At 71.3% G+C, this 16,923-nt stretch carries 16 protein-coding genes; 1 reads left to right on the plus strand and 15 read right to left on the minus strand.

Annotation, left to right across the window (positions count from 1 at the left end; translation table 11 throughout):
* Nucleotides 1–58: 58 nt before the first annotated feature.
* The 12 genes from HCU73_RS14095 to HCU73_RS14150 all read right to left on the minus strand — a co-directional run bounded on the left by HCU73_RS14095 (nucleotide 59) and on the right by HCU73_RS14150 (nucleotide 13,256).
* On the minus strand, nucleotides 59–985 hold the full coding sequence (locus HCU73_RS14095) for a metal ABC transporter permease (RefSeq protein ID WP_168624111.1): 927 nt from the start codon (nucleotides 983–985) through the stop codon (nucleotides 59–61).
* 3 nt (nucleotides 986–988) lie between these two features.
* On the minus strand, nucleotides 989–2,200 hold the full coding sequence (locus HCU73_RS14100; protein ID WP_168624112.1) for a metal ABC transporter permease: 1,212 nt from the start codon (nucleotides 2,198–2,200) through the stop codon (nucleotides 989–991).
* Nucleotides 2,201–2,204: 4 nt separating this feature from the next.
* Entirely contained in the window at nucleotides 2,205–3,017 is an 813-nt protein-coding gene (locus tag HCU73_RS14105) for a metal ABC transporter ATP-binding protein (RefSeq protein ID WP_168624113.1), read from the minus strand.
* Between the two features lie 8 nt (nucleotides 3,018–3,025).
* On the minus strand, nucleotides 3,026–3,976 hold the full coding sequence (locus tag HCU73_RS14110; protein WP_168624114.1) for a metal ABC transporter solute-binding protein, Zn/Mn family: 951 nt from the start codon (nucleotides 3,974–3,976) through the stop codon (nucleotides 3,026–3,028).
* Nucleotides 3,977–4,317: 341 nt separating this feature from the next.
* Entirely contained in the window at nucleotides 4,318–5,511 is a 1,194-nt protein-coding gene (gene uxuA, locus HCU73_RS14115) for a mannonate dehydratase (RefSeq protein WP_168624115.1), read from the minus strand.
* Between the two features lies 1 nt (nucleotide 5,512).
* The gene (locus HCU73_RS14120; RefSeq protein ID WP_168624116.1) at nucleotides 5,513–6,592 is read right to left on the minus strand and encodes an ABC transporter ATP-binding protein; all 1,080 of its coding nucleotides are present in this window, start codon (nucleotides 6,590–6,592) and stop codon (nucleotides 5,513–5,515) included.
* Between the two features lie 34 nt (nucleotides 6,593–6,626).
* Nucleotides 6,627–7,679 (minus strand): carbohydrate ABC transporter permease, encoded by a 1,053-nt coding sequence (locus tag HCU73_RS14125; protein ID WP_168624117.1) that lies wholly within the window; start codon nucleotides 7,677–7,679, stop codon nucleotides 6,627–6,629.
* A gap of 105 nt (nucleotides 7,680–7,784) precedes the next feature.
* Complete coding sequence (locus tag HCU73_RS14130) at nucleotides 7,785–8,828, minus strand: carbohydrate ABC transporter permease (protein WP_239025582.1); 1,044 nt, start codon at nucleotides 8,826–8,828, stop codon at nucleotides 7,785–7,787.
* Nucleotides 8,829–8,830: 2 nt separating this feature from the next.
* Complete coding sequence (locus HCU73_RS14135; RefSeq protein ID WP_168624118.1) at nucleotides 8,831–10,087, minus strand: ABC transporter substrate-binding protein; 1,257 nt, start codon at nucleotides 10,085–10,087, stop codon at nucleotides 8,831–8,833.
* A gap of 72 nt (nucleotides 10,088–10,159) precedes the next feature.
* Complete coding sequence (locus tag HCU73_RS14140) at nucleotides 10,160–11,248, minus strand: Gfo/Idh/MocA family protein (protein WP_168624119.1); 1,089 nt, start codon at nucleotides 11,246–11,248, stop codon at nucleotides 10,160–10,162.
* Entirely contained in the window at nucleotides 11,245–12,243 is a 999-nt protein-coding gene (locus HCU73_RS14145; protein WP_210730657.1) for a Gfo/Idh/MocA family protein, read from the minus strand. The genes HCU73_RS14140 and HCU73_RS14145 overlap by 4 nt, the downstream gene beginning before the upstream one ends.
* Nucleotides 12,240–13,256 (minus strand): Gfo/Idh/MocA family protein, encoded by a 1,017-nt coding sequence (locus HCU73_RS14150; protein ID WP_168624120.1) that lies wholly within the window; start codon nucleotides 13,254–13,256, stop codon nucleotides 12,240–12,242. Before HCU73_RS14150 ends, HCU73_RS14145 begins: the two co-directional genes overlap by 4 nt.
* A 122-nt stretch (nucleotides 13,257–13,378) precedes the next feature.
* Here HCU73_RS14150 and HCU73_RS14155 point away from each other — a divergent pair, with 122 nt between their 5' ends.
* Nucleotides 13,379–14,122, plus strand: coding sequence for an SDR family NAD(P)-dependent oxidoreductase (locus HCU73_RS14155; protein WP_168624121.1), 744 nt, complete (start codon nucleotides 13,379–13,381; stop codon nucleotides 14,120–14,122).
* On the opposite strand, the gene HCU73_RS14160 is transcribed toward HCU73_RS14155, so the two are convergent.
* From HCU73_RS14160 to HCU73_RS14170, 3 genes are all read right to left on the minus strand, one after another.
* A complete protein-coding gene (locus tag HCU73_RS14160) occupies nucleotides 14,110–15,177 on the minus strand; it encodes a YeeE/YedE family protein (protein WP_168624122.1) in 1,068 nt (355 codons plus the stop codon). The genes HCU73_RS14155 and HCU73_RS14160 overlap by 13 nt on opposite strands.
* A gap of 74 nt (nucleotides 15,178–15,251) precedes the next feature.
* Nucleotides 15,252–16,487: a 5-aminolevulinate synthase gene (hemA, locus tag HCU73_RS14165; RefSeq protein WP_168624123.1), complete on the minus strand. Its 1,236-nt coding sequence runs from the start codon at nucleotides 16,485–16,487 to the stop codon at nucleotides 15,252–15,254.
* Entirely contained in the window at nucleotides 16,484–16,918 is a 435-nt protein-coding gene (locus tag HCU73_RS14170) for a DUF302 domain-containing protein (RefSeq protein WP_210730658.1), read from the minus strand. Before HCU73_RS14170 ends, hemA begins: the two co-directional genes overlap by 4 nt.
* Between the last annotated feature and the right edge of the window lie 5 nt (nucleotides 16,919–16,923).

Here is a 16,923-nt window from a genome sequence, read left to right on the forward strand (position 1 = left end):
GCGGCCTCCCTGTCGTGGCGCCGGGCACCCTGCCCCGCCCCGGGCGCGCCCGCAAGGCTCAGCCGCCGGCGGCGACGCCCACCCGCGCGCGGTGCGGGCCGAACAGGCAGGCGAGCCCTAGGATCACGCCCGAGACGGTGGCGATCATGCCCGCCGCGCTGACCGCGCTGTCGAAGCCCAGCCAGAGGGGCCCGTAGCCGGCGAGGACATAGCCGAGAACGGCCGACAGCGTGGCGAATGCGACCGACCACCAGACCTGCACGGCCAGCGAATTGGTCATCAGCCGCGCGGCGGCGGGCGGGCAGATGAACATGGCGATGACGATGATGGAGCCGACCGCGTCGAAGGCCGCCACGGCGGCGACGGCCGCGGCGATGACGAGGGACAGGCCGATGGCGGAGACCGGCAGGCCGAGGGCGCGGGCGAAGCCCTCGTCGAAGGTGGAGAGCTTGAGGGGCCGCCAGAAGATCACGGTCAGCGCCGCCATCAGGGCGGCGACGACGGCGATGCGCGGCAGCTCCACGGGAAGATGCGACAGCGCCACGGGGTCGATCAGGCTGTCCCAGCCGGTGGCCCGCAGCCAGATCAGGGTCTCGAGGTTGCCCATCAGCGCGTGTTCCACGTCGAGGTGGACGCGGGAGGTGTCGGACTGTTCCAGCAGCAGCACGCCCCCCGCGAAGAGCGCGGTGAAGACGACGCCCATGGCGGCCCCCGGCTCGATCCGGCCGAGGCGGCGGATGGCCTCGATCAGAACGACCGCAAGCAGCGCCGCAGCGCCGGCGCCGAGCAGCATGGGCAGCGCCGCGACCGTGCCGGTGACGAGGAAGGCCACCACGATGCCGGGCAGCACGACGTGGGAAATGGCGTCGCCGATCAGCGCCTGCCGCCGCAGGATCAGGAAATTGCCGGGCAGCGCGCAGGCGATGGCCGCGAGCGTGCCGATCAGGATCGGGGTCAGCGAGAACTGGACGAAGTCTGCGCCCATGGCCTAGCCTCCCACCGGATGCGGCGGCCCGAGCCGCGCGTCGAAGCCCGCGATCTCGTCGGGGGTAAAGACCTCCTCGATGGGGGTCAGGCCGTCGTAGCGGCCTGTCAGGGCGGTGTCCTGGTGCACCTCGCGCGCCACGTCCCAGCGGCGTTCGTCGCGGGCGATCTTGGCCGCCTGCGCCCGGCCCTTGTCGGTGGCCACCCCGTCGGGGCGGATCAGCCCCTCGGCGCGCAGCAGGCGCAGGGTCAGCGGGTCGTGGATCGGCTCGGACCGGGCCAGCGCAAGCAGACCCTGGCGGCGGTGGACGCGGGCCTGGAACCGGCGGCGGGAGAGGACGGCGGCCAGCACGCCGCGGCCGGGCGACAGGAGCAGCGAGCCGGTGAAGAGACCCGCGGCGAGCAGCACGATGATGGGGCCCGTGGGCAGGCTGGGCGCGGAGGCGGACAGCGCCGCGCCGGTGTAGCCCGCGGCGGCACCGATCCCGCCCGCGGTCCAGAGCACGCGCTCGACCCGGTCGGTCCAGAACCGCGCGGTGACGGCGGGGATGATGAGGAGCGCCACGATCAGGATCAGGCCCACCAGCTTGAGCCCGATCACGGTGACGGCCATCACGAGGCCCATCATGGCAAGGTCGATGCGGCGGGTGTCGACGCCGGTGGCCGCCGCGTAGCCGGGGTCGAAGGCGACCAGCGTCATCGGGCGGCGCAGGAGCCAGATCAGCGCCACGACCGTCGCGCCGCCCGCGGCGATCAGGACGGCGTCCTCGAACAACATGCCGGCGGTGGAGCCGAGAAGGAAGCTTTCGAGCCCCGCCTGGCGGCCGCGGTCCAGCGTCTGGATGATGGTCAGGAGGACGACGCCCGCGCCGAAGAACACCGACAGGACCGCGCCGATCGCCGCATCCTCGGCCAGCCGCGTGCGGCGGGTGATCCCGTCGACCAGGAGAAGCCCCGCCAGCGCGCTGAGGGCGGAGCCGACGAGGAGGCCGAACAGGCTCCGCCCCTCGCCCCCCAGCGCCACCATGACGAGAAAGGCAAGCCCCACGCCCGGCAGCGTCGCGTGGGCCATGGCGTCGGAGACCAGCGCGCGCTTGCGCAGGAACAGGAAGGTGCCGGCGGTGCCCGCGGCGAAGCCCAGAAGCGCGGCGCCGAGCGTCACCAGCGCGGCGTTGTAGCCCGCCTGCAGCGTCAGCGCGGCAAGGACCGCCTCCATCGCCTCACGCCCCGGTCAGGCGGAGCTGGTCGAGCTGCGTCGCGGCAAGCCGCCCGCCGTAGGTCCGCGCCAGCGCCTCGGGGGTGAAGGCGGTGGCGACCGGCCCCTCGCCCATGGCGCGCACGTTCACGAGGAAGACGTGGTCGAAATACTCGGCCACGGTGGACAGGTCGTGGTGCACGGCGATCACCGACTGGCCCTGCGATTTCAGCGCCTTGAGCACGTCGATGATGGCGCGTTCCGTGGCCGCGTCGACGCCGGCGAAGGGCTCGTCCAGCAGGTAGAGGTCGGCCTCCTGCGCCAGCGCGCGGGCGAGGAACACGCGCTGCTGCTGGCCGCCCGACAGCTGGCCGATCTGGCGGTCGGCGAAGCCCTCCATCCCGACGCGGGCGAGCGCGTCGGTGGCGGCGGCGCGCTCGGCCCGCGACACCCGGCGGAACAGGCCGAGGCGGCGGTAGCGGCCCATCAGCACCACGTCGATGACGGTGGTCGGGAAATCCCAGTCGACGCTGGCGCGCTGGGGGACATAGGCGATGCGGTCGCGGGCGGCGGCGAGGCCCTGGCCGAACACCCGCACCTCGCCCGAGACGGCGGGGATCAGGCCGAGTGCGGCCTTGAGGAAGGTCGATTTTCCCGCCCCGTTCGGCCCCACGATCGCCGACATGGCGCCGGCGGGAAAGGTCGCGTCGACCGAGAACAGGGCGGGCTTGTCGCCGTAGCTGACCGTCAGGCCGCGCACGGCCAGCGGGCTGGCGGGGTCGGCCGCCCGGTCGGTCCGGGCGCCGTGGGTGGCCGCAAGGGTCAGTGTCTCGGCCATGGGCCCCCTCAGTTGATCGCCAGCCCGTCGACCCGGCCGCGTTCGGGCGCCTGGCCGCCGAGGGCACGGGCGATGGTGGTGACGTTGTGGTCGATCATCCCGAGATAGGTGCCCTCGTAGGTGCCCGGCAAGCCCATGGCGTCGGAATAGAGCTCGCCGCCGATGACGACCTCGTGGCCCTGCGCGGCGGCGCCCTCGATCAGCGCGCGGATGTTGCGGTCGGAGACCGAGGTTTCGACGAACACCGCGCGGATGTCGCGGGCGACCAGCATGTCGACCAGCTCCGCGACGCGCTGCAGGCCGGCCTCGCTTTCGGTCGAGATGCCCTGGATGCCGACCACCTCGAAGCCGTAGGCGGCGCCGAAGTAGTTGAAGGCGTCATGGGCCGTGACCAGCACGCGCGAGGCCGCCGGGATCGAGGCGAGGACGGTCTGGGAATAGACGGCGAGGTCCGACAGCTCGGCCAGGTGCGCCTCGGCGTTGGCGGTGAAGGCGTCGGCGTGGTCGGGGGCGACGGCGATCATCGCGTCGCGGGTGGCGAGCACCACGCGGGACCACAGGTTGGGGTTCATCCAGACGTGGGGGTCGAAGCGGTCCTCGTAATCCTCGGAGCCGATCAGCTGGGTCTCGGGGATGGCCTCGGCCACCGCGACGACGGGCCGGGTCTCGGCGAGCTCCAGCAGGAATTCCTCCAGCTGCGCCTCGAGGTAGAGGCCGTTCCACAGCACGAGGTCGGCCTGCGCGGTCGCCACGATGTCGGTGCGCGTCTGGCGGTAGGCGTGGGGGTCGACGCCGGGGCCCATCAGGGCGGTGACGTCGACGAGATCGCCCCCCACGGCGCGGGCGGCGTCGGCGACCATGCCGGTGGTGGCGACGATGGTGAGGCGGTCCTGCGCCTGTGCCGGCAGCGCGAGGGCGGCGGCGGCGGCGAGGGAAAGGAGGAGGCGTCGGGTGAGCATCAGGTGGCCCTTGTGTGCTTGGGTCGCGCGGGCGGGCGCGGTCCGTGCCGTCAGGATGGATATTGCGACGCATTCGCAGAAAGTCAAGGTTGTTGCGAATGAGTTGCAGAAAGCGCGCCCCCTGCCCTCGCGGGGTCTTGCGCACCGCGCGGCGGGCGGGCGCCTGTCCGCGGGCAGGCGCCGCGACGGTCGAAGGGGGCGCTTTATGGCCATAAGGTCATCCCACAGCATGAAGGGTGCGCGCGGGTGGCAAAGCGCCTGTCCGGGGGGCGGACAGGCGCTCGCCCGGCGCCTTCGGCGCTGTTCGGGCGGTTGCGCGCCGAAGTGCCGGTGCCGGCAGGTCAGCGGCAGGCCGCCATCACGCCCCTCAGCTCCGCCAGCCCCCGCATCCGGCCGATCAGCGGGTAGCCCGGCATGTAGGCCCGGTCGAGGTCGGACAGGAGCGCGTGGCCGTGGTCGGGGCGCATGGGGATCACGGCGTCCGCCCTGCCCTCCCCTGCCCTGCGCGCCTCCTCCGCCGTCAGCGCGCGGATGGTGGCGACCATGTCGGTGTCGCCGGCCAGATGCGCGCTTTCGGTGAAGCTGCACTTGCCGCCGCGCATCGGCCCGCGGGTGGTGTTGCGCAGGTGGACGAAATGGATGTGCGGGCCGAGCCGTTCGATGAAGCGGACCGGGTCGAACGCCGGATCGACACCGAGGGAGCCGGTGCAGAAGGTGATCCCGTTGGCGGGGCTCGGCACCGCGTCGACCAGCCGGGCGTAGTCGTCCTCGGTCGACACGATGCGCGGCAGGCCCAGCAGCGCAAAGGGCGGGTCGTCGGGGTGGCAGCAGAGCCGCAGGCCCAGCGCCTCGGCGGTGGGCACCACCTGTTCGAGGAAATCCGTGAGGTTCTGCCGCAACCGGCCCGCGTCGATCCCGTCGTAGCGGGCAAGGGCCGCGCGGATGTCGTCCATGCCCCAGTGCTCGGCCGCGCCGGGCAGGCCCTTGAGGATGTTCTCGGCCAGCATCGGGCCGAGGGCTTCGCCCGCGCGGTCCCATTCGGCCCGGGCCTCGGCGCGCAGATCCTCGGGGTAGTCCGCCTCGGCGCCGGGACGCCGCAGCACATGCAGGTCGAAGACCGCGAGATGGAGCAGCTCGAAATGCATCGCGGTGCCGCCGCCCCTGACCGGGTGGCGCAGGTCGGTGCGGGTCCAGTCCAGCACCGGCATGAAGTTGTAGCAGATCACCCGCAGCCCCGCGGCGGCGAGGTGATGGAGGCTCTCGCGCCAGGCCGCGACGTGGTCCCGCCAGGGGCCGCTTTGCGTCTTGATCGCCTCGGAGACCGGCAGGCTTTCGACCACGTCCCAGGTCAGGCCCGTGGGCGCGTCGGGCGGCCCTTCGATCTGGCGCTTGCGGGCGGCGATCTCGGCGGGCGTCCAGACCTGCCCGGTGGGGACATGGTGCAGCGCCGAGACGATGCCCTCCGCGCCGGTCTGCACGATCTCGTGGATCGCGATGTCGTCGCCGGGGCCGAACCAGCGCCAGGTCTCGCGCATCTCAGCCCTCGCGCAGCGACAGGCCGCTGGCGCTGTCGAAGAGGTGGGTCTCGTCCTCGGGCGCGCCGACGCGGACGGTGTCGCCGATGGCGATGCGGGTCTGGCCGGGGCTGTGGACGGTGATGGGCGCGCCGGTGGCGGTATGGCCGTAGACGTAGCTTTCGCCGCCCAGCTGCTCGACCGAGCGGACCTGCACGGCGACGGGGCCCTCGGCGCTGGCCTGCATGTGGTTCGGCCGGATGCCCAGCGTCACCTTCTCGCCCGCCCGCTGCGCGAAGCCGGCGGCCGGCAGGCGCAGGGTTTCGCCGGTGTCGAGGTGCAAGAGGCTGCGGTCGCCCGCGTCCACCTGCCCGGTCAGGAAGTTCATTTTGGGGGAGCCGATGAAACCCGCCACGAACAGGTTGGCGGGCCGGTTGTAGAGGTCGAGCGGCGCGCCGAACTGCTCCAGCTTGCCCAGCCGCAGGACCGCGATCTTGTCGGCCATGGTCATCGCCTCGACCTGGTCGTGGGTGACGTAGATCATGGTGTTGCCGAGGCGCCGGTGCAGCGCCGCGATCTCGCCGCGCATGTCGACGCGCAGTTCGGCGTCGAGGTTCGACAAGGGCTCGTCGAACAGGAACACGCGGGGCTCGCGCACGACGGCGCGGCCGATGGCGACGCGCTGGCGCTGGCCGCCCGACAGGTCCTTGGGCCGGCGGTCGAGGAGCTGGTCGATCTGCAGCATCTTCGACACCTCGGCCACCTTGCGCGTGATCTCGGGCCGGGGCGTGTTGATGTTCTCCAGCCCGAAGCTGAGGTTCTGGCGCACCGTCATGTGCGGGTAGAGCGCGTAGGACTGGAACACCATCGCCAGCCCCCGGTCGGCGGCGGGGATGCGGTTGACCACCTCGCCGCCGATGGCGATCTCGCCGCCCGAGATGTCCTCGAGCCCCGAGATCATCCGCAGGAGCGTGGATTTCCCGCAGCCCGACGGCCCGACGAAGACGCAGAACTCGCCATGCGCGATGGACAGGTCGATGCCCTTGATGACCTCGGCGGCGCCATAGGCCTTGCGGACCTGTCTGAGTTCGATCGAGGCCATCACTTGCCCCCCGACTTTTCTTGATGCGCGGCTGTCATTTGCCACCCGTCGACGCAATGCCAGTGGCGATGTATTTCTGCAGGAACATGAAGACCATGGCGATGGGCAGGAGGGTGAGCACGGTCATCGCCAGAAGCGAGGACCATTGCGTCTGCAGCTCGCCCTGGAAGGAGTTGAGCGCGAGCTGCAGGGTGAAGTTCTCGGACTGGGTCAGCACGATCAGCGGCCAGAGGAAATCGTTCCAGCGCCACATGATGGCGAGGATCGCCAGCACCGCGATGGCGGGTGCGGACAAGGGCAGGATGATACGCCAGTAGATCTTCCATTCGCTCGCCTTGTCCATCCGGGCGGCGTCGAGGATCTCGTCGGGGATGGTCAGCATGTATTGCCGCAGGAGGAACACGCCCGTGGGCGTGGCCGCGCCGGGGATGATGACGCCCCAGAGGCTGTTGAACATGCCCAGTTCCGTGACGATCAGGAACAGCGGCACCAGCACCACCGTCTGCGGGATCATCAGCGTGCCGATGACGAGGAGAAGGACGACCGTGCGCCCGCGAAAGTCGTATTTCGACAGCGCGAAGGCGGCCATGCTGTTGGTCAGCAGCATGATGAGCGTCGCCGTCACCGTGATGAAGGTCGAGTTCCAGAAGTAGAGCAGGAAATTGAAGCGGCCGAACAGCTCGGTGTAGTTCTCGGTCGCCAGCGTGAAGCGTTCGACGGGGACGCGGTCGGCGATGGCGATGGTCAGCCGCTCCTCGGGGTTGGCGGGGTCGACCATCTGCGCCTGCAGGCCGACGCGGCGGAGCTGGGCGAGGATCATGCCCGCGTGCTCGCCGGCGGTGATCTCGAACAGCGGCAGGGGGTCGGCGTAACCGTCGAGCGTGATGGTCTGCTGCTGGTAGGGCAGGAAGGTGGGCGGGTAGCGCTGCAGGTCGGCCTCGGTCTTGAAGCTGGAGAGCACCAGCCAGATGACCGGGAAGAACATCAGGAACACGCCGAGGAACAGGTAGCCGTAGCTGGCCCAGTCGGTCCAGTGCAGGCGGGCGCCGCCGCGGGTGGCGCTGAGGAAGGCCCATGTGCGGCTCATGGTGTCACCCCCCGCAGCGGAAAACGCGCGTTTTCCGGCTGGGAAAACTGCAGTTTTCCCATGCGTTTTGCTGCAGCAAAACGCCCCCCTCGTATGGACCTGAGATCAGCCATTTGCCGACCTCCGGCTCACCCACAGCTGCACCAGCGTCAGCACCACCAGCACGCCCGCCACCATCAGCGACGCCGCCGCCGCCAGCCCGAACAGCCTTGGCGCGCCGGCGAAGCCCTCCTCGTAGATGTACTGGATGATGAAGGTCGTCGCCGTCCCCGGGCCGCCGCCGGTGAAGGCGTAGACCTCGTCGAAGGTCTGCACCCCCTTGATCAGCGCCAGCACCAGCACCACCAGCATGGTGGGCGACAGCAAGGGCAGGGTGATGCGGCGGAACACCCGCCAGGGCGAGGCGCGGTCCATCGTCGCCGCCTCGTAGACATCGCGCGGGATCGCCTGCAGGCCCGCCAGCAGGATCAGGGTGTAGAACCCCATGTGGGCCCAGACCGACAGGAACACCGACCAGCCGAAGGCCCAGTCGGCATCGACCATCCAGTTGTAGCCGCCCACCCCGGTCCAGTCGAGAAAGGCGTTCAGCACGCCCTCGCGCTGCAGGATCCATTTCCAGATCAGGGCGACGACGACGGGCGAGAGCAGCACGGGAAAGAAGAACACCGCGCGGAAGAAGCCACGCGCGCGGATCTCGCGGTTGAGCACGATCGCGGTCAGGAGCGAGAATCCGACCATGATCCCGACCTGCAGCGTCACGAACCACAGCGTGTTCCAGACCGCGCGCCAGAACTTGTCCTCGCGGCAGGAGTTGGGGTCGAGGTAATTCGCGCAGTCGGTCAGGAACCCGAAATTCTCGGCCCCCACATAGGGCCGATCGGCCAGCAGCACGTTGGCCCCGCCGGTGGTGGCATAGGCCACGTTCAGGATCACGGGCAAAAAGGCGAAAAGGCCGAACAGCAGCAGGTTCGGCAGCAGGAACACCCAGGCCAGCCGGTGGATGCCCAGCATCCGCTGCAGCGCGAGCATGGGGATCTCGATCACCCGCATGACGGGCGAGATCAGGCACAGGAACAGGCCGTCGGTCCGGGCCGGTGTCGCGGGGGTCGGGGCGGGCGCGGCTGCGCCCTGCCCCGTGGTCTCGGCCAAGGTTACTGGCTCGCGGCCATGGCGGCGGCGAGGTCCTCGCCCATCCGCGCGACCGCGTCATCGACGCTCAGCTCGCCCACGATGGCCTGGCTCAGGCGCTCGACCGTGATGCCGAACATCGCCCGGTTGCCGGCATAGCCCTGGTAGGCGAAGGCGATCGGCGACACGTCCGCGAGATCGGCGGCAAAGGCGGTCAGCGCCTCCTGCGCGGCCGGCGAGGCGCCCTCGAACTGCACGCCCGCCGAGGCCACCGCCGCATGGGCCGGCAGGTTGCGGGTGCGCGCCGCGACCTCGGCGTAGATGTCCTCCTGCGCGAGGAAGTCGATCACGGCCGCCACGATCTCGGGGTGCTGGGTCTGCTCGAAGCCGACGATGCCGGCCCCGCCGGGCATCCCCGAGCAGGCGCCCGCCGGGCCGCAGGGGCTGCCCACGACCTGCCAGTCGAACAGGTCGCCGACCTGGCTGTCCATGCGGCCCACCTGCCAGCTGCCCGAGTAGTAGAACACGAGCTGGCCGTTGATGAACTCCTGCGCGGCGTCCTGGTAGGTCGCGCCGCCCTGGCTGGCCCAGACGTCACGGGCAAAGGTGCCGTCCTCGTTCCAGCCGACGAAGGCCGCCGCGAAGGGGCCGAAGCCCTCGAAGCTGCCGTTGCCCTCGGCGTCGAAATACTGCGCGCCGTAGCTGATCGCGGGGCCCGCGACGCGGTGGCCCGAGCGGTCGATCGCCATCGGGAAGGGCGTGCCGGTGGCCTCGGCCACGGCGCGGGAGGCCGCCGCCCAGTCGTCCCAGGTCGCCGTCGAGCCGGGCATCGCGATGCCGGCCTGCTCGAACAGGGTGGCGTTCACGAAGGCGCCGGTGATGGTCAGCTGGCTGTGCAGGCCGTAGTAGCCCTGCCGGTCGCCGACGCGGTACCAGTTCAGGATCGGGCCGAAGCTCGCGTCCCAGTAGCCGGTGTCGATGTGCGGCGCGAGGTCGAGGTAATACTGGTTCAGGCCGCCCAGGTCGGTGACCTTGGCCATGTCGGGGCCGGTGCCCGCGGCGAGCTGCACCGGCAGGTTTTCGAGGATCGCCTGGTAGGGCACCACGTCCACCACCACGTCGACGCCGGGGTTGGCGGCCTCGAAGCGGGTCAGGACGTCGTCGTAGACCTCGCACTCGTTGCCGTCCGAATAGCACATGAAGCGGATTTCCTGCGCCATCGCCGGGGCGGCGAGCCCGAGCGCGAGCGCAGTTGTGCCGAGCAGTTTCCAGTGGTTCATGATGTCCTCCCTTGGGCGCAGGGTCGTTCCCCCGCAGAACCGTTACGGTCTTTCCGGTCTTTGCGTCCGGTCTCAGCCGCGCCCCGGGCCGCTTGTCGCGGTCTCTCGGGGCAGCCAGCTTGCGTAGAACTCTGAGCCGATTGTGAGCGGTAACGCAACCTCTTTGCCGCCCCTTGCCGCCTCGTAAACCGCGGTCACCAGCTCGATCGACCGGCGCCCGTCGGCCAGCGTCACCTCGCGGCCCGGCCGGCCCGCCAGCGCCTCGGCGATGGCCTCGAAATAGCCGGCAAAGCCCGCGCGCGGCCGGGGCAGCGCGGCCAGCGTCGCGTCGACCTGCGGCTGCCGGGCGGGGTCGCGGGCGACAAAGCGCCAGTCGCCCTCGGCGGGCGCGTAGGGGGTGTCGCCCGAGGTGGCGGTCAGGTGCTCGAACACGAGGCGCAGGCGCGTGGTGTCCGTGGCGGCCCCCAGCGTCACCGACGAGGTGGCGAGCGCGCCGGTGTCGAAGCGCAGCGCGATGGCGGCGCAATCCTCGGTCTCGATCGGGTTCACGCGGGTTGCGACCTGCGCGGCTACCCCCGCGGGCTGGCCGAAATAGCGGCACAAGAGGTCGTGGTTGTGGATCGCGTGGCCCAGCACCGCGCCGCCGCGTTCGCCCGCCCAGGTGCCGCGCCAGGGCACGGCGTAGTAGGCCGCACCGCGGTTCCAGTGGGTTTCCAGCGCGGCGACCTGCGGCCGGCCCGCCAGGCCCGCCGCGATCAGCGCGTCCAGCGCGGCCGTGCCGCGGCCGTAGCGGTACTGGAACACCGGGAACAGGCGGCGGCCGCTGCGGGTTTCGGCCTCGGCCAGCCTGTCGCAATCGGCCAGCGAGGGGGCGATGGGTTTTTCCAGCACCACGTGCTTGCCCGCCTCCAGCGCCTGCACGGCGACGGGCACATGCAGGTGCGGCGGCAGGCAGACGTCGACCAGGTGGATGTCGGGGTCGTTCAGGGCATCAGCAAGGTCGGTGCCGAGGCGGATCGCGGGGTCGCCCGCCGCCACCTCCGCCGCCCGCGCGGGGTCGAGGTCGACCAGACGGCGGACGGTGAAGCGGTCGGACAGCGCGCGGTAGCCGGCCAGGTGCTCGCGCCCGATCCCCGCGCCGAGGATTGCGACGCCGATCATGCGCGGCCCTCGGCGATGGCCTGCGCCCTGAGCGCCAGTTCCATCACCTTGAAGGCGTGGGCCTGGGGCATGGCGGTTTCGGTCCGGTCGCGGATGTCGGCGATCAGCCGCGCGAAATAGGGCAGACCCGCGCCGCTCGCGTCGATCCGCTCGCAGCGGCTGCCGTTGACGAGGATCAGGTGGTCGGTGCCGGGCTGGCCCACGTCGACATACTTGCGCAGCTCGATGTAGCCCCCGGTGCCGAGGATGGTCAGCCGCCCGTCGCCCCAGGTCGGCAGCGCGTCGGGGGTGTACCAGTCGACGCGGATGTAGCCCTGCCCGCGGTCGGACCTGAGCGCGATTTCCCCGAGATCCTGCAGGCCCGGGTCGGCGGGGTTGGCGAAGTTGCCGACGCTGGCCAGCGTGACCTCGGCGTCGGTCGAGCCGGTGAAGAACAGGAACTGGTCGATCTGGTGGCTGGCGATGTCGGTCAGAATCCCGCCATAGGCGTCGCGGTCAAAGAACCAGTCGGGCCGCGTGGCGCGGTTCAGGCGATGGGGCCCAAGGCCCACGGTCTGCACGACGCGGCCGATGGCGCCCTGCGCGACCAGCTCGGCGGCCAGCGTCACGCTGGGCACCTCGAAGCGTTCCGAGAAATCGACCGACCAGATGCGGCCCGTCCTCGCCTGAACCGACCGGAGTTCGGCCAGCTGCGCCTCGGTGGTGCAGCCGGGCTTGTCGACCATCACGTCCTTGCCGGCCTCCATCGCGCGCACGGCCCAGGCCGCCCGGTCGCGGGGGATGCAGGAAATGGCGATCAGGTCGATCTGAGGGTCGTCCAGCAGGGCCTGCGGGTCGGCCACGCGGGGCACGGACGGAAAGCGCTCCACGAAGCCGTCCAGCGTGTTGGGCGCGCCGTCCGTCCACCAGCCGGCGAACTCGGCGCCTTCCGCGATCAGGTTCGCGGCCATGCCGTAGATATGGCGGTGGTCGATGCCGATGGCGGCGAATTTCATGTCGTGACCTCAACGGTTTGGCCGGCGCGCGCCGACCGGGTGATGGCGTCGATGAGCGCGTGGACGGCCAGCGCGTCCGCGCCCGGCACGGCGGGCGGGCGGCCATCGCGCAGCGCGTCGCGGAAATCCTCGAGGATGGCCTGGTGCCAGCCATGGGTGAAGGCCATCGGATCGGCCCCGCCGCCCGTTCCGGCCTGTTCGCCGAAACGCTCGACCCGCCCGTCGCGGTGGCTGACGGTCAGGACGCCGGCCTCCAGGTGCAGGCTGGCGCGGGCGTAGTGCAGGCGGATCCACTCGGCCGCGCCGGGAAAGCTCGCCGTGGTGGCGGTCAGCGTGCCGACCGCCCCCGAGGCGAACCGCAGGCCGGCGGCGGCCACGTCCTCGGCCTCCATCCTGTGCAGGGCCGTGGTCGCCGTCATCGCCTGCACATGGGTCACAGGGCCGGCCAGCGACAGGGCGAGGTCGAGGGTGTGGATCGCCTGGCTGATCAGCACCCCGCCCCCGTCGCGGGCATAGGTGCCGCGGCCGGGCTCGTCGTAGTAGGACTGGTCGCGCCACCAGGGCACGGCGATTTCCACGAGGCCGGGCGCGCCGAGGTCGCCCGCGGCGATGATCGCGGCGGCCTTGAGGGACGCCGCGCGCATCCGGTGCTGGAACACGACGCCCAGCGTGACGCCCGCGTCGCGGCAGAGCGCGACCACGGCCCGCGCCTCGGCCAGGTCGCGGGCGACGGGTTTCTCCAGCAGGATGTGCTTGCCGGCGGCGACCAGCGGCGCCAGCACGTCACGGCGCGCGTTCGGCGGCGTCACCACGATGGCGACATCCACGGCGGGGTCGGCGGCGACCTCGGAAAGGGTCGCGTAGACCCGCGCGCCCTGCCCCGCGGCCTCGGCCCGCGCGGCAGCGCGCGACCAGACGCCGGTCAGCCGGACGCCACCCGCATCGCGGATCGCGGCCAGATGCGTGCCGGCCACCATGCCCGCGCCGATCAGCGCAACGCCCAGATCGCCCATGCCGTCCTCCCTCGGCGCGGAGACTGCGCCGGGGGGCGCTGCGGTGTCAATTCGGCCCGCGAATTGACACCGCCGGGGCGCCGCCGCAGGGTGCGGCCGAACCGAAGCACGGAGGGACGAACATGGCCGACACACCGATCGCACTGGTCACCGGGGGCGCGCAGGGCATCGGGCTTGCCTGCGGGCGGGCGCTGGCCGCCGAGGGCTACCGGGTGATGCTGGCCGACGTGAAGGACAGCGTCCACGACGCGGCGAAGGAGATCGGCGGGCGCGGCTTCATCTGCGACGTGGCCGACACCGAGGCGCTGATGGCGCTGTTCGACGGGATCGAGGCCGAGGAAGGCCCGGTGGCCGCGCTGGTGAACAACGCCGGCATCGCCCGGCCGGGCGATTTCCTGAGCTATTCCATGGAGGATTTCGACGCGGTGATCGGGCTGAACCTGCGGGCGGTCTTTGCCGCCACGCAGCGGGCGGCGAACGGCATGGTAAAGGCGGGCGTCAAGGGCGCGATCGTCAACATGTCGTCGATCAACGCGGTCGTGGCGATCCCGGCGATCCCGGCCTACTGCGCGTCGAAGGGCGGCGTGCAGCAGATCACCAAGGCCGCCGCGCTGGCGCTGGCGCCGCACGGCATCCGCGTGAACGCGGTCGGGCCGGGGTCGATCGACACCGAGATGATGGCGGGCGTGAACGCCTCGCCCGAGGCCTATGCCCGCGTCATGTCGCGCACGCCCATGGGGCGCGTCGGCACGGCGGACGAGATCGGCAACGTCGTGGCCTTCCTGTGCTCGGCCAAGGCGAGCTACGTCACCGGCGAGACGGTCTACGTCGACGGCGGGCGGCTGGGCCTGAACTACACCGTCTGAGCGCCCCCCCGCGCCATCGCCGCCATGACCCGCACCGTGGTCATGGCGCCGATCCACATGGCGAAGACGGCCAGCAGCGCGGTGGTCGAGAACACCGCCCCGCCCGACACGCCCGCGCCCACGGCGCAGCCCCCGGCCAGCATGGCGCCGAAGCCCATCAACACGGCGCCGGCGAGGTATTTCTCCATCGGGGTGTCCGCGCCGAAGCGTTCCAGCTTCCAGTCCCGGAACAGGAGCGCGGCGGCGGCCGCACCCACGAAGACGCCGGGCACAAGGCCGATCCCGAAGGACAGGACGACCGAGCGCTGGGTAACGAGCGCCATCAGCGTGTCGGTCGCGGGCCCGGTGAAGGTGACGGAGGAGACCGGCACGATCTCGAAGCTCGTGGCCGCGATCATCGCGGTCAGCGCCCAGCCCATCGCCACCGCGCCGCCCACCACCATGGCGCCGATCACCGTGCCGGGGCCCAGCCGGCGGCGCAGGCCGAAGCCAAGGCTCGCGGCCAGCGCGACCGTGGCCAGCAGGGCGGCATGGGTGTTGGTCAGCCCGAGGCTGTCGAGCAGGCTCCGCCCCGCCCCGCCCGGCACCGTCCAGAGCGCGGTCAGCGCCTCGCGCGCGGGCGCGAGGATGCCGGTGTAGGACGCCTGCGCCACCAGCGTGACGACGAGGCCCGTGATCAGCGCGCGCAGGTTGCCGGTGGCCGACAGCACCAGCAGCCGCGAGGCGCAGCCGCGGGCCAGGATCATGCCGACGCCGAACATGAGCCCGCCGATCAGCGCGCCCGAGACCGAGCCCTCGGCGGCCAGCTGGCGGGCCGAGGACACGTCGAACACGCCCGCCGCGATGCCCGCCTGCGTGAGCGCCATGGCGGCGAAGAAGGCGATGAGCCAGATCGCGAGCCGGGGGCCGAACTGCCCCTCGGCCACCTCGACCGTGGCCGCCCGCAGGCAGAAGCGCGAGCGCTGCGCGGCCCAGCCGAAGACGAGGCCGGTGAGCGCGCCCGCGCCCGCCAGCACCACCGGTTCGCCGCGGGAGATCAGGAGGTCTTCGAGCATCGGCGCGCCCCTTCGGTCGTTTCCAAGGGGCTTACGCGCCCGCCCGCGCGGGCGCGTTGACCTGCATCAAACCGCTACTGCGCCGCCATCGGCCGCCGCGCGAGGTGGCATTGTTCCCACAGCTCGGCCAGCGCCGAGACCAGCCGGTCGATGTCGGCGGCCGAATGCACCGGCGAGGGCGTGATGCGCAGCCGCTCGGTGCCCTTGGGCACGGTCGGATAGTTGATCGGCTGGATGTAGATGCCGTGCCGCTCCATCAGCCGGTCGGACAGCCAGCGGCATTTCACCGGGTCGCCGACCATCACGGGGATGATGTGGCTGTCGTTGCGCAGGTGCGGGATGCCGAGCGCGTCGAGCCGCGCCCGCACCTCGGCCACGCGGGCCTTTTGGGCGGCGCGTTCGGTGCCGCTGGCCTTGAGGTGGCGCACCGCGGCGCAGGCGCCGGCGGCGACCGCGGGCGGCAGCGCGGTGGTGAAGATGAAGCCGCTGGCGAAGCTGCGCACGAAATCGACCAGCGCGGCCGACCCCGCGATGTAGCCGCCGACCACGCCATAGGCCTTGCCGAGCGTGCCCTGGATCACGTCGAGCCGGTGCATCACCCCGTCGCGTTCCGCGATGCCGGCGCCGTGCGGGCCGTAAAGGCCGACGGCGTGGACCTCGTCGAGATAGGTCAGCGCGCCATAGCGCTCGGCCAGGTCGCAGATCGCGGCGATGGGGGCGATGTCGCCGTCCATCGAATAGACGCTCTCGAAGGCGACGATCCTGGGGCGGTCTTCGGGTATCGCTTGAAGTTTCGCCTCCAGATCCTTGAGATCGTTGTGCTTCCAGATCACGCGCTCGGCGCGGGAGTGGCGCATCCCCTCGATCATCGAGGCGTGGTTGCCGGCGTCCGACAGCACCACGCAGCCCGGCAGCCGCGCCGCCAGCGTGCCGAGGCTGGCCCAGTTGGCGACGTAGCCCGAGGTAAAGACCAGCGCCGCCTCCTTGCCGTGAAGCGCCGCCAGTTCGGCCTCGAGCTCCACATGGGCGTGGGTCGTGCCCGAGATGTTGCGGGTGCCGCCCGCGCCCGCGCCCATGGCGTCGAGCGCGGCGTGCATCGCGGTCAGCACGGCGGGGTGCTGGCCCATGCCGAGGTAGTCATTGGAGCACCAGACGGTGATCGGGCGCTCGCCCCCGGCATGGCGGTTGAGGGCCGCGGGAAACTGCCCCCGGCGGCGTTCGAGGTCGGCGAAGAAGCGATAATTCCCCGCCTCCTTCAGCGCATCGAGCTCGGCGCGGAAGAAGCGGTCGTAGCGATCGGCCCGGGTCACTCGGCCGTCGCCTCGAGGATGATGGCGTCGAGCAGCGCCTCGACCTCCTGCATCGCGCCGTCGGGGTAGTCGCGGTGGCCGATCATGACGGCGCCGTCGCGCTCGGCGACGAAGATGCCGTAGGGGCAGTGCACGATGTTCATCGGGTCGGCTTCCATCACCCGGCGCGACACGGCGGCCGAGCAGAACAGGAACACCTGCGCGTTGTCGAACAGGGCCGCGGTGGAGCCGACGTCGGCCCCGGTCCGGTTCAGCATCTCGCCGACATGGGACACGTAGTCGATCACGAGGCCGCGGTTGACGATGGCGTTCTCGACCGCGAAGGCGGCATCCTCGTAGCTGCCGTCGTAGTCGAACATGATGGCCTCCTGCGCGTGCGCCGCCAGGGGCGCGGTGGCAAGGGCCGTGGCCAGAAGAACCGAACGTATCATGGGTG

The organism is Roseicyclus persicicus, from assembly GCF_012395815.1.
GTDB lineage: Bacteria > Pseudomonadota > Alphaproteobacteria > Rhodobacterales > Rhodobacteraceae > Roseicyclus > Roseicyclus persicicus.

Coding starts and splice junctions, on each gene's coding strand:
- HCU73_RS14095 (WP_168624111.1), bottom strand. CDS start 985: ATGGGCGCAGACTTCGTCCAGTTCTCGCTGACCCCGATCCTGATCGGC.
- HCU73_RS14100 (WP_168624112.1), bottom strand. CDS start 2,200: ATGGAGGCGGTCCTTGCCGCGCTGACGCTGCAGGCGGGCTACAACGCC.
- HCU73_RS14105 (WP_168624113.1), bottom strand. CDS start 3,017: ATGGCCGAGACACTGACCCTTGCGGCCACCCACGGCGCCCGGACCGAC.
- HCU73_RS14110 (WP_168624114.1), bottom strand. CDS start 3,976: ATGCTCACCCGACGCCTCCTCCTTTCCCTCGCCGCCGCCGCCGCCCTC.
- uxuA (WP_168624115.1), bottom strand. CDS start 5,511: ATGCGCGAGACCTGGCGCTGGTTCGGCCCCGGCGACGACATCGCGATC.
- HCU73_RS14120 (WP_168624116.1), bottom strand. CDS start 6,592: ATGGCCTCGATCGAACTCAGACAGGTCCGCAAGGCCTATGGCGCCGCC.
- HCU73_RS14125 (WP_168624117.1), bottom strand. CDS start 7,679: ATGAGCCGCACATGGGCCTTCCTCAGCGCCACCCGCGGCGGCGCCCGC.
- HCU73_RS14135 (WP_168624118.1), bottom strand. CDS start 10,087: ATGAACCACTGGAAACTGCTCGGCACAACTGCGCTCGCGCTCGGGCTC.
- HCU73_RS14140 (WP_168624119.1), bottom strand. CDS start 11,248: ATGATCGGCGTCGCAATCCTCGGCGCGGGGATCGGGCGCGAGCACCTG.
- HCU73_RS14145 (WP_210730657.1), bottom strand. CDS start 12,243: ATGAAATTCGCCGCCATCGGCATCGACCACCGCCATATCTACGGCATG.
- HCU73_RS14150 (WP_168624120.1), bottom strand. CDS start 13,256: ATGGGCGATCTGGGCGTTGCGCTGATCGGCGCGGGCATGGTGGCCGGC.
- HCU73_RS14155 (WP_168624121.1), top strand. CDS start 13,379: ATGGCCGACACACCGATCGCACTGGTCACCGGGGGCGCGCAGGGCATC.
- HCU73_RS14160 (WP_168624122.1), bottom strand. CDS start 15,177: ATGCTCGAAGACCTCCTGATCTCCCGCGGCGAACCGGTGGTGCTGGCG.
- HCU73_RS14170 (WP_210730658.1), bottom strand. CDS start 16,918: ATGATACGTTCGGTTCTTCTGGCCACGGCCCTTGCCACCGCGCCCCTG.